We start from the raw sequence: 13,384 nt of genomic DNA on the forward strand, positions 1-13,384 counted from the left end.
GCCATTAGTGGTAGGCCGCCAAACTAGGCACAAGGGAGACAACGATCGTCAGACTGTCCGACAAACATAAAGTTAGGGTTTCGATGCGTCAATTGTGTAGTTAGTCTGAAATATCGCAATAGGTTCAGTGCAGGCCGACCCAACGAGAAGGTTTTACTTCTATGTCTGATATTCCCTCCAGCGGTGAAACAGCGGCGTTGCCGGGTACGACCTCCGTATCCGAGCGAGAGCTTGATGGAGCGGTTGTAACGTCACGCGCTTGGTGGCGCTGGCTCGTCGCTTTCGTGCTTCTGGCAGCTGTTGTCACGGGTTTTTTCGATCGCATCAGCATCGCTGTCCTGTTCACAGACAAGGCATTTAATTCGGCGCTCGGCACAAACTTCCAGCCGCTCGCTTTGGGCCTTTTGATGACCGCCTTTCTTTTTTCCTATGCAATCTCGGCGCTTCTGCTGAGCTTCGTGGGGGATTTATATGGCGCCCGTCGCACGCTCGGCTATGCCGCCGGTGCCTGGGGCGTCTTGATGATATTGATGGGAGGCTGTCGCTCCTACACGGCAATGATTGCATACAGAATCGCTCTAGGGATTGCTGAGGGACCGCAGTTTTCACTGATTTCCGGCGCGATACGCCGATGGTTCCCAACGAGAGAGCAAGCGCGCGCGAATTCGATTTGGATGATCGGTAGCCCTCTCGGCTCGGCGATCGGATTTCCATTGACGATTTGGCTCGTTGCCACCTTTGGCTGGCGCTCGTCTTTTTATGTCCTAGGCTTTCTGACTTTGATCCTCGTGATGCCCCTGATCTTCGTCGTTATGCGAGGGCCGCCGCAGCCTGCTGCACCAGATGAGCGGGCGTCAGCGGCGTCGCACGAGGGCGTAGGCCCGATGGAGACGGTCTGGGATATCATCAAGACGCCGCGGATCTGGATGCTCTGTGGCTATGGCACGGGGATGCTCACGTTTCTGTGGGGATTGAACGGTTGGTTGCCGACCTATCTGCAGCGGGTCCGTCATTTTAACATTCATCAAATGGGGTTTTACTCCTCGCTTCCATTTGCCTTGATGTTCATCGCAGAGGTGGCATCCGGCTATATCGCCGACAAGACCAATAAACGTGCGCGGAATAGTCTGTACGGGCTGTGTAGCGCCGGAGTATTGCTCTTTTTGGCGACGCTGGTCAGCGACGGCCACCTTTCGGCAATATTGATTGCCCTGAGTACGGCCGCTCTCGGATTCGGCTCGCCAACACATTACGCGCTGGCGATGCGAGTGCTTCCGCCTGCACTGACCTCGACCGGAATTGGCATTATAAATGGTGTCGGAAATCTCCTGGGTGCCCTCGCACCGACACTGATCGGCTGGATCATCGCACGGACGGGCAATTTTCAAACCGGACTGCTGGTAATCGTATTTGCAAGCATACTCGGCGGCTTTTCGTTGATCCCCTTGGTGCGTGCTAAATTATAAGGAGGTCAGGAGCCGGAGCGCATCAGCGATTGACGCGCCCTTGGATAAGGCCTGTTAAAATCCAAGGGCGGCCGGTGAAGAAGGTTGAACCAGGCCTGCACTGTCACCTTGTTCGCTGACCAGACAGAGCGGGGGAGCTGCTGATGTATGCCGTCTAGCCAGCGCAGATTGAAAGCGTGATGCAGTTTGTAGATAAAAAAAAGGCCGCCAAATCGGCGGCCCTTCTTTGTTTGGAGACGGTTCTAAGATCCGAATCGAGCCAGGCGAGGCAGTCCGAGGGCTTCTGGAAAGGCGACCGATATTGCGGCGCCGACAAACACGGCATGCGTGACGGTCGGATTAGGAGTTGCAAGTCCCACCTCGTCCGGATGCCAGATATAGTCGAAAAACGGTTGGAAATACGTGCCAGGCGCGAGCGCAAGTTGATAATTGACCTCCGCGAAGGCTTCCGAACTCGCCATAGACCCATTGATCTTGTGCGCCAAAAGCTTGTCGTTCTGAGCGTCGACGAATTCGTCATTCAACGCCATATACATCGCGGCGAAGTTTATGGTGTCGTGTGGGCGTGCCTCAAACAGGCCCTTCACTGACAAGCCGCCAGAAAATGTATCTCGGATATTGTTTTGGCCGCTGGTCGCAATGTTCACGCCGCCGAATGCCGACAGGCCACGATCATTCGTGGGATCTGGACGCCAAAGCACCTGTTCGCCTTGTGCCCAAAGGCCGCTGTTGCCGTGATCCAATTGCGGGGTGCCACCAGAGAACGCCAGGATCTTGCCCTGAGTATTGTAGAGCGAGTCCGTGTAATCGCCTGTGTTGTAAAAAAAGCCGATGTCGTAGGACTTCGGATACAGATCGTTCGTGTACGATGTTCGATAGCCAAATTGCACGGGGAAGACGGCGCCGCGTGCCTTGTCCGAGCTCCAATCTTCGCCTGGCCAGCCGTAATGATTGACTGTGGCGAGCGCGGGCTCATTCTCATAAACGCCAGCGTTTACATAATAGGCGTTTGTAAGTTTCACCTGCAGGACGCCGGCCCAAGACGCGGTATTATAAGCCGGGTAGCCCTTTGCGTAGGCGTAGGGCGCGGGCACCGCGCAGAAGCCGGTTACAATCCGACAGTATGTACTCGAGAAATCGAATTCCGGGCCTGGCGGAAGACGACCGACGCGGACGTCCACGCGATCGTCAAAGAGCCGTTGTTCGTAGGAGAATTCGTTGAGGCGGCTTGCCGCGTTGTAAGACCAAACTCGGTTGAAGGGATATAGTGCGCCAGAATATTTGAAATAGTTTATTCCGTTCATATCGTTGACGTAGAAATGTAGCGCCCCGCCGTGAATGCCGGCGATCCTATTCATATCGAGATCCACGCCGAGAAGCGTATAGCCCTCGTAAAATGTTCCCTTCCTTACCCCGCCCGAAGGTTGCTCGACGGCGTTGTTGAAGGTCCGCCCGTTTATGTAGACACCATAATTGGCGAGCGATCGCCCCAGGCCAGCTCCTAGTGGCTGCAAATTGAAGAAGTAATCGTCTGGATATTGGATCGGGGTAGGTGCTGATTTTGTGTTGGCCAGGGGCGCGCCTGTATCGCGCAGAACCTGGGCCTCCACCCCGGTCGAGAAGCATACCAGCGTCCCCAACGCCAGCTCTCGCCAAAGATTTTTTACAAGCATAACTTTAACCTCGCATAATGTGTCGCGGGCGCGCTTAAGCGCTAGTGAAATTTCAAAGCAGCAAATGTGCCATATTGTAATTTTGTCTTACGATTAGGCGATTTTCAGTGCGGCGGGAACGCGTAATTCGATCAGTGCGCATTTTTTCTAACTCGTGTTAAAGCACATAAATTATTGTAATATTTCACAATATCTGCAGCGATGGGTCGCATTAGGCCCGACTCGTGCGACTTGCCAAAAATCAAATTTCTTGGAAGCTCATCTGCTAAATTGAATCGGCTGGCAGAAGCGCGGCGCTGGCGGCCGCGTTAAATTTTCGGCAAATGTTTGACAAAAACGGCAACGTGACGAGAGGTTAAGCTGCGTTATGGGCAACACGGTCGCAAAGGCACATAAGGCTTTTCTTCGCTTACCCGAGACGGCGGTGGGGCGTGCACTTATCCCGACAGCACAATCGTTGCGAGACGTTGCATATCAATGCATCAAGCATTTGATCGTGACCGGGGTGCTTAAGCCCGGTGACTATATTAACGAGGCGACGCTTTCGACCCGGCTAGATGTTGGGCGCACGCCCGTGCACCAAGCCATCGACAGGCTGGTGGGCGATTCGCTCGTTGAGGTCATCCCGCGTAAGGGAATCGTGATCAAGCCTTTGAGCCTCGACGAAATATTCCAGACGCTAGACGTGCGAATTCTTAATGAGACGGCTGCGGCCGAGAAAGCGGGAGACAACGCGGGGTTCGCTGATATCGAGGCATTGAGGCGCCTCATCGACCTGTTCTCCCAGGCCGCGCAGAAGTCTGACTTTGTGCGGATGATGTATTTAGACCGAGAATTCCATCTCATCATTGCGCATGCCTCGGGGAACCCGGTTCTGGCGGAGATTTTGCGGGGCATACACGATCGTAGTCTGCGTTTTTGGCTCACGTCGGTTCGCGCGCCAATGCGATACGACGGCATCGTACGTGAACACACGGCGATAGTGGACGCTATTGTTGCACGGGAAAAACAGGCTGCGAGCGGTGCAATGCGCCGACATATTGAATCCGCGCGCGACAGCTTGGTGCGTCATATGTCGATGCAAATAGCCGTCTAACTTGGCAATCGGGGCCATTACGCAGCTTGCGCAGCGGCGTCCCGCACCCACGACGCAATGGATATCAGATCGGCATCTCGGCGAGCATATCCAATTAACTGCAAGCCGAGAGGTAAGCGCGCCTCTTCAAGCAATGGAAGGGACAGCGCCGGGACACCAAGCAAGGACGCAACGACAGCGAAGATTGGATCTCCCGTTGACGCAAGTCCAAGTAGCGCTGCCCCCGGAGCCGAGAGTGTGAGGCAAGCGCCGCAATCCGCGGCCAAGCGCGCATAAAGCGAACGAACCCTGTGGCGCTTTTCGAGCGCCGCCACATAATCTGCAAGGGACATGGACTCTGCCTCAACAAGCCGCTTTTGCATTGCGGCGCTGAGCTTTTCCTTGTCGCGCTCGGCATATGTGTTCAGGGGCCAGCGAGATTCCCACGCGTTGATAATCTGCGAAAGACGAAGGGAGTCGGAGATTGCGTCTTCAATTTCCTGCAATAAGGGCAGGGATGAACGGTGTAAAATCCGAACGCCCGTACGTTCGAGCGTCCTCAAGAATTCATTGAGCTGGACCTTCGAAGCGTCCGATGCCCGTGTCCAACCCGCCGTTTCGAGCATGGCAAGTGCCTTGGGCCTGGTAGGGCTTAACGCCTGAAAGGTTCCGCTTAAGGGCGCGAAGCCGGGATCACCTCCCGAGCGTCGAACAAGTTCAAGCGCCACTTGCCAGGTATCCGGGAGACTTGCGCCCAGTACACCAAGGCAGCTTTGGCTCATGTAATCGTGGCTTCCGCCGCGATTTAAGGCCCCGACAGTTGGCTTGTATCCCACGCAGCCGCAATAGCTCGCTGGCCGGATGATCGATCCAATGACCTGGGTTCCAAGGCCAGCGCCTATGATGCCGGCGCCTGTTGCTGCCGCAGACCCGCTGCTTGAGCCGCCGGGCGTTCGATTGAAGTCCCATGGATTGCGCGTCGCGCCGGGTTCGGTCGCGGCGAATTCGGTGGTTACGGTTTTGCCCAGGATCACGCCGCCCGCTTCGCGAAGTGCGAAAACACTCGCGGCATCCCGGCCGGATTGCCAACCAGAGAACAAAGGCGAGCCCATGCCGGTCGGCAGGCCGATGGTTTCGATGACGTCCTTGATCCCGAGCGGCATGCCGTCGATGGATGAATGAGGGCGTCCGGCGCGCCATCTGTCGGACGAGGCATCGGTCTGCCGGCGGGCGCCCTCAATGTCGAGAACTTCGAACGCGCGAATATCCGGCTCCGCCGTGGCAGCGATCTCAAGGGAACGCTCCAGGAAGCGGCGCGGCGTAGAGGTGCCGTTCACAAAAGCTTGCGTCTCCGCAACGTACGATCGCAGTTCAGGTCGAAACGTCTGGTCGGGCACGTGAAGTTATGTCCTGGAGATTTCGAAGACCGAAGGATGGAATATTTCTTTGATATCGAGCTCGCGTGCGGCGAGACCCTGCTCGTAGGAATAGCGCACGAGCGTCTTGATCTCATGCGCGGATTCGGCAATGCCGTAGCGCCAGAAATTTTGTCCCATCAGGTCTTTGGCGTCCTGCAGGTTTACTTCTGGCCAAGGCAGGGTTAGGCGCGCTACGGCCTGTTCGGCCATTTCTTGAATCGCGACGTCTTTTGCCTGACAGAAGGCCTTGTACACGGTCGCCGGAAGCCAAGGGAATTGCTCGACCAACGATTTCTTGATGCCCACAACATGCATGATCGGAAAGATTTTCGTCCGGCTATAATAGTCGCTTTCAACGGCGCGAAAGTTCGGAAAAATCAAACCGACGTTAGGCGCGCCCTTGACATAGCACGACAATTCGCGGGCGCTGAACACGGCGTCGAGCTCGCCATCCGCCAGCATTTTGTTGAGTGTCTTATCGGATGAGATCGGTTGCAGGTCCACCCCAGGCGGCAGTGTCAGAGGCGTTCTCTCATCGCGCCCGGGTTCTTCCTGGCCGCCTGTACGCCAATGAATGTCCGCGGGGTCGACCGAATATTCTTCCTTGAATATCCCGCGCATCCAGACATTGGCCGTTTGCTGATATTCGGGAAGCCCGACGAGCTTGCCCTTAAGATCCGCAGGGCCGCGGATGCCGCGATCGGTCCGAATAAAAATGCTCGAATGACGGAAATGGCGGGAGACAAAGGCGGGGATGGCGACATAGGGGCAGCGATCGCGAGAAGTTTGCATCAGATAACTGTTAAAAGAGATCTCCGCGATATCGAAATCCGCATACCGGAAAGCGCGGAAGAACAGCTCTTCAGGTTCCAGGGCGAGATATGTAACCTCGCAGCCATCGACGGGCACACGGCCATCTTTGATAGCGCGTGTACGATCGTAATGGCCGCAGGCGATAGTAATCGGCAACAACTTCGACATATCTTCACCTGAAACTACGTAGATATTTCACAATCATAAAATGCCTTTGAGCAGCCGGTCAAGCGGATGAGGCGACTTGTGAACCGAGTCGGGTGGCGCGCCCGCATGGCAGCACGTTGTTCCCCACGATCAACAGCGAATTTCACGGCGGAAGGAAAATCTCTCGCCCGTCTTGCGACGATTGCTTGAGAGCGACCAAGGCCTCGACCGTCGCCTTTCCCCAGTTTGCGTTGAATTGCACGGGAGCAGCACGTCGAACGGAATTCCACAAAGCATCGAGTGCGTCGCCTTGTCCGGGCCGGCCTTCACCATGATCGACCGGGACGCTCTTCATGCCATGTTCGCCGTAAATTAAGAGGCCATCGGTCGAAAGGCGGAGGTCGCCGCGCTCGCATGTCACGATCCACACGCCAAAATGCGGCAAAAACGGCTGTTCGATCGGCAGCGAGCGGCCGCCGAATCCAAGGCTTTCGTGCAATGACGTTTCGGACTGGCGGATTATCGCGGCCTGTCGCGTGGCGCCATGTTTTGTCTTCTTGGAGGCTCCGCCCTCGGCGACCCAATAATGGAATTCATCGCTGTCGAAAAAATCATAGCCGCTGTAAGTGAGCGAGGCGGTTACGCCATCCTGGAATTGTAGGAAGGCCATGCAGCATCCTTCCGCGGGCCGCGTCATATCTAGCGCATTCACGCGAGCACTTATGCTGCGAATTGGGGTCCCCGCGAGGAGCCGCGCAATCTCGACCTGATGCGTAACTTGATTGAAAGTGATCCCGCCACCGGTGCCAGCTTTGAATTCGTCGTCCGCGTGCGGCCTATATAAATAATCCGTGTAGTTGAGCGACAAGATCATAACCAGCCGGCCGAGGTCTCCGCTTTCGATGATTTTGCGCATGGCGCGAACGTTCGGGTCGAACGCGTGCGAATGACCGACGACCACCTTGTATCCGGTCTTTTCAGTTGCTCGAACAACAGCCTCGCAATCGCGCACGTTCAATGCCAAAGGCTTCTCGACCAATACGTGTTTGCCGTGATCGAGTGCGGTTATTGTCTGCTCGGCATGGAAGCGATGAGGAGAGGCGATGTAGACGGCCTCGATTTCCTTATCCTTGCAGAGACTATCGAAGTCCTCGTAGCCGGATGCATTGAAGGCATCGACAAAGGCCGCACGCGGTCGCGGCAACGGATCCATGCCGGCCGCCAGGATAAAGTGCGGATGATTTCGCGCTGCCCTTATCATAAAGGCGCCAGCGAGCCCTAATCCGGCTATGCCCAACTTGATCGGGGCACCGCAGCGTTCTTTGAGATTCATACAGAAGTCCACATCCGTATATCGATCAGAGCAAAGTGCTCAGCGTGCCCTCGAACAGGACAGCCTGGTCGAGACGAACGTCGCGACGGGCAATCCTGAAATCGTCGCCTAGACGGCGTATCAAATCGTGCCGCTTGCCCACGTAAAAGGATCCTTCCTCGTTGCCGTTGCGCGCCCGGAAGGTAAGAATAGAGGATTCCAGCGAGATTTCGCTCGGATCATCTTGATGGAAAGCTTCGACATTGGTCACAAATCGGCGCGTTAGGGAGGGTGGATTCTCGGCGCGGGATAATCTCGCCGTGCTGATTTGTTCTACCCGCTTACGAAGTTCGACTGGGCCTTCGTCGATGATCGTCGAATCTGCATCGGGCGCTCCGCTATCGCGCATTGACCTTATGCGAACGCGATATTGCAGGTCGTCGGAGAAGAGCGTTAGCCAGCCCTTGTAGTCGCGCCGATCCAACAGTTTCGCCTCGCGATAAAGAAGGCGCTGTAACGCGACGTACAAAGCCATTTCGACGGGTTGCGAGTCCGGCTTGGTCGTCATTAAATAGTCTCCGTTCCAGTTACACCGCGACGTTCATAAGGCGGCTCCACTGGCGCATGAATTCGAACTGCGCCACTTCGGTGTCCGCAGGTCGGTAAACACGCCCAGGCCATTTGGAGTCCGCCTCTGCGTTGTGGAGATAGGGCAGGGCGGTGTGGAAGCTGTAAGGATAACGGGCAGCAATTGGATTATTGCTGGCCAAGGTCGCAGAGGCCCAAAGCTCCACGTCATCCTGCTCAAAGACGCCCGCCGCGCCGAAATTATGAATGCCCTTACGCAGCACGTCCGCTTTGTATTCAGCGGAAGCCTCCCGCTCGGCGAGTACCCAGCTTAATACCTCCATCTCTGTCCCGCTGATGGGGTTCCATTGCCGCATGATGACAGCCTTCTGCGCCGGCCCGACCTGCGTTTCGATAAACGAAAGGTTCGGAAAAATCGTGCCGACGATGACCCGCAGATTTCGCAGCATTTCTCGCTGACTTGACGTGATACTCGTGTAAAGCGCCTCAAGCGCCGGCGGATGCGTTTGATAAGCCTCAGCGGGCAAGCCCGGCGCGAGATAGGTCAAGGTGCAGCCGTGCCCTTGGTCCGTCGAAACCTGGAAGCTGTTTTCGGCGGCGGTCGCAAAGCCTGCGCGTGCCGCGCGTACCGGGTCCAGCGTGAGAGGACCAGTGTGCGTGGTCAAAACATGCTGCGAATCGCCGACAAAATTAAGTGCGCCGACCTTCCAATTACACCGTGTACGCCACCGATGCGGTGGTGAAAGAACCTCCATCCCCAAGGGAGAGCGCGCCAGAAATGGATCAAGATACCACGCGAAATCGCCCAGGTAATCCGTCAAGCTTGTGACATCTGAATTCCAGGAGCCAAAGACGAGGCCTTTGTAGCGCTCCAATCGTGGAACTTTGGGCAAGCTCAAATCGGAGAACTTGAAGTCTGGCGGGAAATGCTGGTCGAAAGTGGTTGTGACCAACTCGCCGGAGCGAGCGTATGTCCAACCGTGATAGGGGCAAACAAAGCGGCGAGCGTTTCCCGAATCGCTGCGGCAGAGCTGCGCGCCGCGATGCCGACAGCTATTCAAAAGCGCGTGAATTTGCCCGTCTTCATCGCGCGTGACAACGACCTGCGCGCTGCCAAGCGCGCGGACAACAAAATCACCCGTATTTGGGATCTCGGTTTCGTGACAGAGAAATACCCAGGATCGGTAGAAAATTCGATCCATCTCAAGACGGAAGACGTCGTCCGCAACAAAAACCTCGCGACTTACGGTACCGGCGTTTTCGTCAACCCACGCTATCTTTGATCCGCCACCGCATAAATCCATCGCCACACCAGTGAAATATTACTGTATTGTCACGACGCTAACCGATAGAGGAAGGACTGGCAAGAGGCGCCTACCAACCCCAGCACCGCCAAAGCAAAGATGTTCAGTGTTGTGTGTGAAGGGTGCGGAAGCGGGCGCGGCCCACCTAGCTGGCGTCGCGAGATATCGCCGGTTGATCCAGGAAAGAAAGATGCCGGGTGACACTTTGGCGGAAGGAATCGATGTGCAGTTGCATCACCTGTTTTGCCATTTCAGCGTCTCGATTGCGGACAGCATCAAGAATCATCTCATGTTGCTTCTGAAAGTCGGTGTGATGTTCGGAGGTGAAAGAGACGAACCAAAAACGCAGCGATCGTTCGTTGAGCCGCTTCAGCAAATCGATAAGTTCATCATTGCCGGCGGCATGTGCGAGGCCTAAATGAAAGTCGCGGTCCAGCGTCATCATCAAGTGAACATCGCGTGCGGCTATGGCGTCCCGCGCCCGCGCTATAATCTCGCTCAGAAACCTGATATCGGCGTCACTGGCGCGTTCAGCGGCCAAGCGTGCGCAATAGCTCTCATTGACTGCGCGCACCTCAACGAGATTCAGGACTTCTCGCAGGATCAAGGGGCGTACGATCGCGCCTCTGCGAGGAATGATTTCGATCATTCCCTCGATGCGAAGGCGATCCAGCGCTTGATGAACCGGCGTACGGCCAACCCCGATGAGCGCCGCAACAGCAGCTTCGTTTATGTAGGAACCCGGCTTGAACTCGCACGTAATGATGCGATGCTTGATGTCTTCATATGCGGTGTCGCGCATGGTTTCAGTGGTCGAGTCGGCGGCGCTCGTAATGCGACGCTGTCCGCTTCGACTTCGCTTCTGAGGCATCTTAGTCACAAGGAAATCCCGCGTCGGCTTTTGATCGCATCGACTGTCGCTCCCGGAATCGTCGCGGAGGCTATTAATCAATCATCGTGAGTACTACACTGGCAAGTAAAGATGCAACAGTGAAATCTCACAGGTTCGAATTAATAAAAGTCAAGACTAGAGATCAATCTTTTCGGAATTAGCTGGCCGCCGAAGGGGAATAAGGACCCAATGGGAAAAGACCTTATGTCGAGAACTGGGCACGTTGAGTTGTGGATAACCGTAGCGACGCAATCCAAGTTAGCACCGGGGCAAATTTTGGGACTTCGGATCGGCGATCGGCACATCGCGATTTATAATGTCGATGGCGAATATTTCGCGACGAATAACGTCTGCACACACGCATTCGCTCTTTTGCACGAAGGCTATCTGGATGGCCATGTAATCGAATGCCCTCTCCACGGTGGATGTTTCGATATCCGCAATGGAGAAGGGCTCGGCGCACCGATTATCCACGACCTTAAGACCTACGAGACGCGAATTGTCGGCGACGACATACAAATCAGGTTACCTTCTGAGTGATCCAATTCGACTATCACTGTTTCGAAGCCCTGTTGTCGGTTCCGGCTTCCTGAAGCGCTATTGAGATTCGGAGTCACTGCGCGGCAGTCCCAGTGTGTGATGGACGCGGTGATGCCTAGTGGAACTATTGTCTTGGCCGACATGGCGGTGACGCGGGCTGCACTCGGCGGTAGCGCCGGAAGCTACAATGATAACTGCGGCGACCCAAATGAAAGAGATAACTGCGGCGACCCAAATGAAAGATCTTACAATTCGGTATTTTGACATCGATTCCTTCCTCTTTCTTGGCTCAGCCACAGCCATTCAGCCGAAGTGAGCATAGGGCAGAGGTGGCGGCAGGGAATTCAGTTCCACCTCAAAATCTCTTCAATGATCACGAAGTGGTGTTGTGCTGACTGGCGGTAGCAAGTCGGCGATGCGGACCATCTCGAAGGTCAGAGCCGCCGTTCTATATACTTCATCACTCTGAATGCAGTCGGATAGTCTGATATCTCGTCGGCCGCTTTGCGCCCATTGACGACATTCCAAAGCCAACACCGTTTCTCCGATAGGGAACCCTTCTTGGATGTCGCGCAAACCGCAGCCGGATCCGAAGTCTGCGTCCTGCGGCCTCTCGGTCGAAGCCAGCTTTTATTGGGCGTTAAACCGGTGCAGCGGGATCGCAGTCTCAAACGTCTCGTCTTCGTCCGCAGAGAAAGACGCTTGATTGGAATGCCATAGAGCTTCGCCAAATTAGCCTCATTCATTGTCTCTTTGACGGTTCCATAAATGTGCGCTGCGTCGTTGAGAAAGAGCAGCGCGTTGTCGGCGATGCCCAGGGCGTGGTCGGGCTAGTGCGTCGTGAACAGGACGGCAATGTTTTGTTCGGTCGCCAAACGCCGCAAAAGTCTGAGAACGACGCCGGCATTGGCCAGATCGAGCGCCGAAGCGGGTTCATCGAGCACAAGCGTCCGGCAATTCGTCGCCAGCGCCCGCGCGAGAAGGACCAATTGTCGTTGGCCACCACTCATCTGATCGTAGCGCGTATAGGCGTGTGTCGCCAAACCGACGTCGTTGAGGCATTCGAGGGCGCGCTCTAAATCAGTCTCTCTCGGTACACCAAAGCGACCGATATTGCGGCTCCGACCCAGCAGAACCATGTCTATCGCGCGATATGCGTGATCTGCTTGCACCGCCTGAGAGACGTAGCCGATGACGCCGCGAGTTGAGACATACCCTTCGCGCGGCCGAAGCACACCGCAGACACATCGCAGAAAGGTGGTCTTGCCGCTCCCGTTCACGCCGAGAAGTGCGGTGATCGTACCCGGACGGAAATCGAACGAGACGTGCCGAAAGAGCCAGCGTCCAGGCTGATACCAATGGCCGATTTCGTGGGCTTCAATCATCTTCCGCCCGCTATGGCGTTGCGCAGCAGATACGCAAACATCGGCGTGCCGACGATCGCTGTGATGATGCCAACGGGTATTTCGGCGCGCGTTAGGCTACGTGCCAGCGTATCGGCCAAAATCATGAATGCCGCGCCCATCACCGCGGCGAAAAGGCAGTAATTTTCGGTGATCCGCGCCCATGATGAAGAGCGCCAAGTTCGGGACGACGAGGCCGATCCACCCAATCGTTCCACAGACTGCAACCTGCGCAGAGACGATGAGACAAACCGCGGCAAGCAGGATCAGACGATCCTTTTTTGGATTAAGTCCAAGCAATCGCGCCTCTTGGTCCCCCAGGGACAAAACGTTCACGCGCCAGCGCATGCCGATGAGCACCGTGCCGCCGCCAAGGCAGAAGATCGAAACCAGAAGCACACGATGCCAATCCGCTGCGGCAAAGCTGCCAAGCAGCCAGAAGATTATGCCGGGCAATTCGGTGTCCGGATCGGCGACGAAAGTTGCCAGTCCGACAATCGCGGAACAAAACGCGCTTACGACCACGCCCGCAAGAACGAGCGAGAGGAGCGACGATGGGCCGTCGCCCCGCTGGAGAACCATAACTGCCGCCAAGCGGCGCCAGCGCCCAGAAAGGCGCCTAACTGGACGGGCGACCGAAACCGAAAAAATTATGGCCGTCACGCCCCCGAGCGCAGCACCGGAGGAGGCGCCGATGGTTTGCGGGCCGACCAATGGATTGCGAAAAGTGCACTATGCGCAATCGCCGATATC

14 protein-coding genes are annotated in these 13,384 nt (G+C 56.0%); 4 read left to right on the plus strand and 10 right to left on the minus strand.

The annotated features are described in order from the left end of the window. Nucleotides 1-161: 161 nt before the first annotated feature. A complete protein-coding gene (locus WDN02_RS14825) occupies nt 162-1,466 on the plus strand; it encodes an MFS transporter (RefSeq protein WP_337294225.1) in 1,305 nt (434 codons plus the stop codon). Between the two features lie 242 nt (nt 1,467-1,708). On the opposite strand, the gene WDN02_RS14830 is transcribed toward WDN02_RS14825, so the two are convergent. Further along, the gene (locus tag WDN02_RS14830; protein WP_337294226.1) at nt 1,709-3,106 is read right to left on the minus strand and encodes a carbohydrate porin; all 1,398 of its coding nucleotides are present in this window, start codon (nt 3,104-3,106) and stop codon (nt 1,709-1,711) included. A gap of 400 nt (nt 3,107-3,506) precedes the next feature. Here WDN02_RS14830 and WDN02_RS14835 point away from each other — a divergent pair, with 400 nt between their 5' ends. After that, on the plus strand, nt 3,507-4,235 hold the full coding sequence (locus WDN02_RS14835; RefSeq protein WP_337294227.1) for a GntR family transcriptional regulator: 729 nt from the start codon (nt 3,507-3,509) through the stop codon (nt 4,233-4,235). Between the two features lie 17 nt (nt 4,236-4,252). Here WDN02_RS14835 and WDN02_RS14840 read toward each other — a convergent pair whose 3' ends face one another. From WDN02_RS14840 to WDN02_RS14860, 5 genes are all read right to left on the minus strand, one after another. Next, nucleotides 4,253-5,551, minus strand: coding sequence for an amidase (locus WDN02_RS14840; RefSeq protein ID WP_337294228.1), 1,299 nt, complete (start codon nt 5,549-5,551; stop codon nt 4,253-4,255). 66 nt (nt 5,552-5,617) lie between these two features. Continuing rightward, nucleotides 5,618-6,613 (minus strand): ABC transporter substrate-binding protein, encoded by a 996-nt coding sequence (locus tag WDN02_RS14845; RefSeq protein WP_337294229.1) that lies wholly within the window; start codon nt 6,611-6,613, stop codon nt 5,618-5,620. A 142-nt stretch (nt 6,614-6,755) separates the two neighbouring features. Next, on the minus strand, nt 6,756-7,925 hold the full coding sequence (locus WDN02_RS14850; protein ID WP_337294230.1) for a Gfo/Idh/MocA family oxidoreductase: 1,170 nt from the start codon (nt 7,923-7,925) through the stop codon (nt 6,756-6,758). 25 nt (nt 7,926-7,950) lie between these two features. After that, entirely contained in the window at nt 7,951-8,472 is a 522-nt protein-coding gene (locus tag WDN02_RS14855) for an aromatic-ring-hydroxylating dioxygenase subunit beta (protein WP_337294231.1), read from the minus strand. A gap of 19 nt (nt 8,473-8,491) precedes the next feature. Then, the gene (locus WDN02_RS14860; RefSeq protein ID WP_337294232.1) at nt 8,492-9,385 is read right to left on the minus strand and encodes an SRPBCC family protein; all 894 of its coding nucleotides are present in this window, start codon (nt 9,383-9,385) and stop codon (nt 8,492-8,494) included. Nucleotides 9,386-9,418: 33 nt separating this feature from the next. On the opposite strand from WDN02_RS14860, the gene WDN02_RS14865 reads away from it, so the two are divergent. Continuing rightward, a complete protein-coding gene (locus WDN02_RS14865) occupies nt 9,419-9,775 on the plus strand; it encodes a hypothetical protein (RefSeq protein ID WP_337294233.1) in 357 nt (118 codons plus the stop codon). A gap of 166 nt (nt 9,776-9,941) precedes the next feature. Here the strand turns inward: WDN02_RS14865 and WDN02_RS14870 are convergent, their stop codons facing one another. After that, nucleotides 9,942-10,667, minus strand: coding sequence for a GntR family transcriptional regulator (locus tag WDN02_RS14870; RefSeq protein WP_337294234.1), 726 nt, complete (start codon nt 10,665-10,667; stop codon nt 9,942-9,944). A 225-nt stretch (nt 10,668-10,892) separates the two neighbouring features. Here WDN02_RS14870 and WDN02_RS14875 point away from each other — a divergent pair, with 225 nt between their 5' ends. Further along, nucleotides 10,893-11,228, plus strand: coding sequence for a non-heme iron oxygenase ferredoxin subunit (locus tag WDN02_RS14875; RefSeq protein WP_337294955.1), 336 nt, complete (start codon nt 10,893-10,895; stop codon nt 11,226-11,228). 830 nt (nt 11,229-12,058) lie between these two features. Here the strand turns inward: WDN02_RS14875 and WDN02_RS14880 are convergent. The 3 genes from WDN02_RS14880 to WDN02_RS14890 are packed head-to-tail and all read right to left on the minus strand — an operon-like array spanning nt 12,059 to nt 13,345. Then, a complete protein-coding gene (locus tag WDN02_RS14880) occupies nt 12,059-12,613 on the minus strand; it encodes an ABC transporter ATP-binding protein (protein WP_337294235.1) in 555 nt (184 codons plus the stop codon). Continuing rightward, nucleotides 12,610-12,753, minus strand: a complete 144-nt coding sequence (locus WDN02_RS14885; RefSeq protein WP_337294236.1) for an iron chelate uptake ABC transporter family permease subunit — start codon at nt 12,751-12,753, stop codon at nt 12,610-12,612. Before WDN02_RS14885 ends, WDN02_RS14880 begins: the two co-directional genes overlap by 4 nt. After that, entirely contained in the window at nt 12,710-13,345 is a 636-nt protein-coding gene (locus WDN02_RS14890) for an iron ABC transporter permease (RefSeq protein ID WP_337294237.1), read from the minus strand. Before WDN02_RS14890 ends, WDN02_RS14885 begins: the two co-directional genes overlap by 44 nt. Nucleotides 13,346-13,384: the final 39 nt, after the last annotated feature.

This window comes from Methylovirgula sp. (assembly GCF_037200945.1).
Lineage (GTDB): Bacteria > Pseudomonadota > Alphaproteobacteria > Rhizobiales > Beijerinckiaceae > Methylovirgula.

Excerpts from the sequence above, each read along its gene's own strand:
- WDN02_RS14825 (WP_337294225.1), top strand. The coding sequence starts at position 162 with ATGTCTGATATTCCCTCCAGCGGTGAAACAGCGGCGTTGCCGGGTACG.
- WDN02_RS14835 (WP_337294227.1), top strand. The coding sequence starts at position 3,507 with ATGGGCAACACGGTCGCAAAGGCACATAAGGCTTTTCTTCGCTTACCC.
- WDN02_RS14845 (WP_337294229.1), bottom strand. The coding sequence starts at position 6,613 with ATGTCGAAGTTGTTGCCGATTACTATCGCCTGCGGCCATTACGATCGT.
- WDN02_RS14850 (WP_337294230.1), bottom strand. The coding sequence starts at position 7,925 with ATGAATCTCAAAGAACGCTGCGGTGCCCCGATCAAGTTGGGCATAGCC.
- WDN02_RS14855 (WP_337294231.1), bottom strand. The coding sequence starts at position 8,472 with ATGACGACCAAGCCGGACTCGCAACCCGTCGAAATGGCTTTGTACGTC.
- WDN02_RS14865 (WP_337294233.1), top strand. The coding sequence starts at position 9,419 with ATGCTGGTCGAAAGTGGTTGTGACCAACTCGCCGGAGCGAGCGTATGT.
- WDN02_RS14870 (WP_337294234.1), bottom strand. The coding sequence starts at position 10,667 with ATGCCTCAGAAGCGAAGTCGAAGCGGACAGCGTCGCATTACGAGCGCC.
- WDN02_RS14875 (WP_337294955.1), top strand. The coding sequence starts at position 10,893 with ATGTCGAGAACTGGGCACGTTGAGTTGTGGATAACCGTAGCGACGCAA.
- WDN02_RS14880 (WP_337294235.1), bottom strand. The coding sequence starts at position 12,613 with ATGATTGAAGCCCACGAAATCGGCCATTGGTATCAGCCTGGACGCTGG.
- WDN02_RS14885 (WP_337294236.1), bottom strand. The coding sequence starts at position 12,753 with ATGGGCGCGGCATTCATGATTTTGGCCGATACGCTGGCACGTAGCCTA.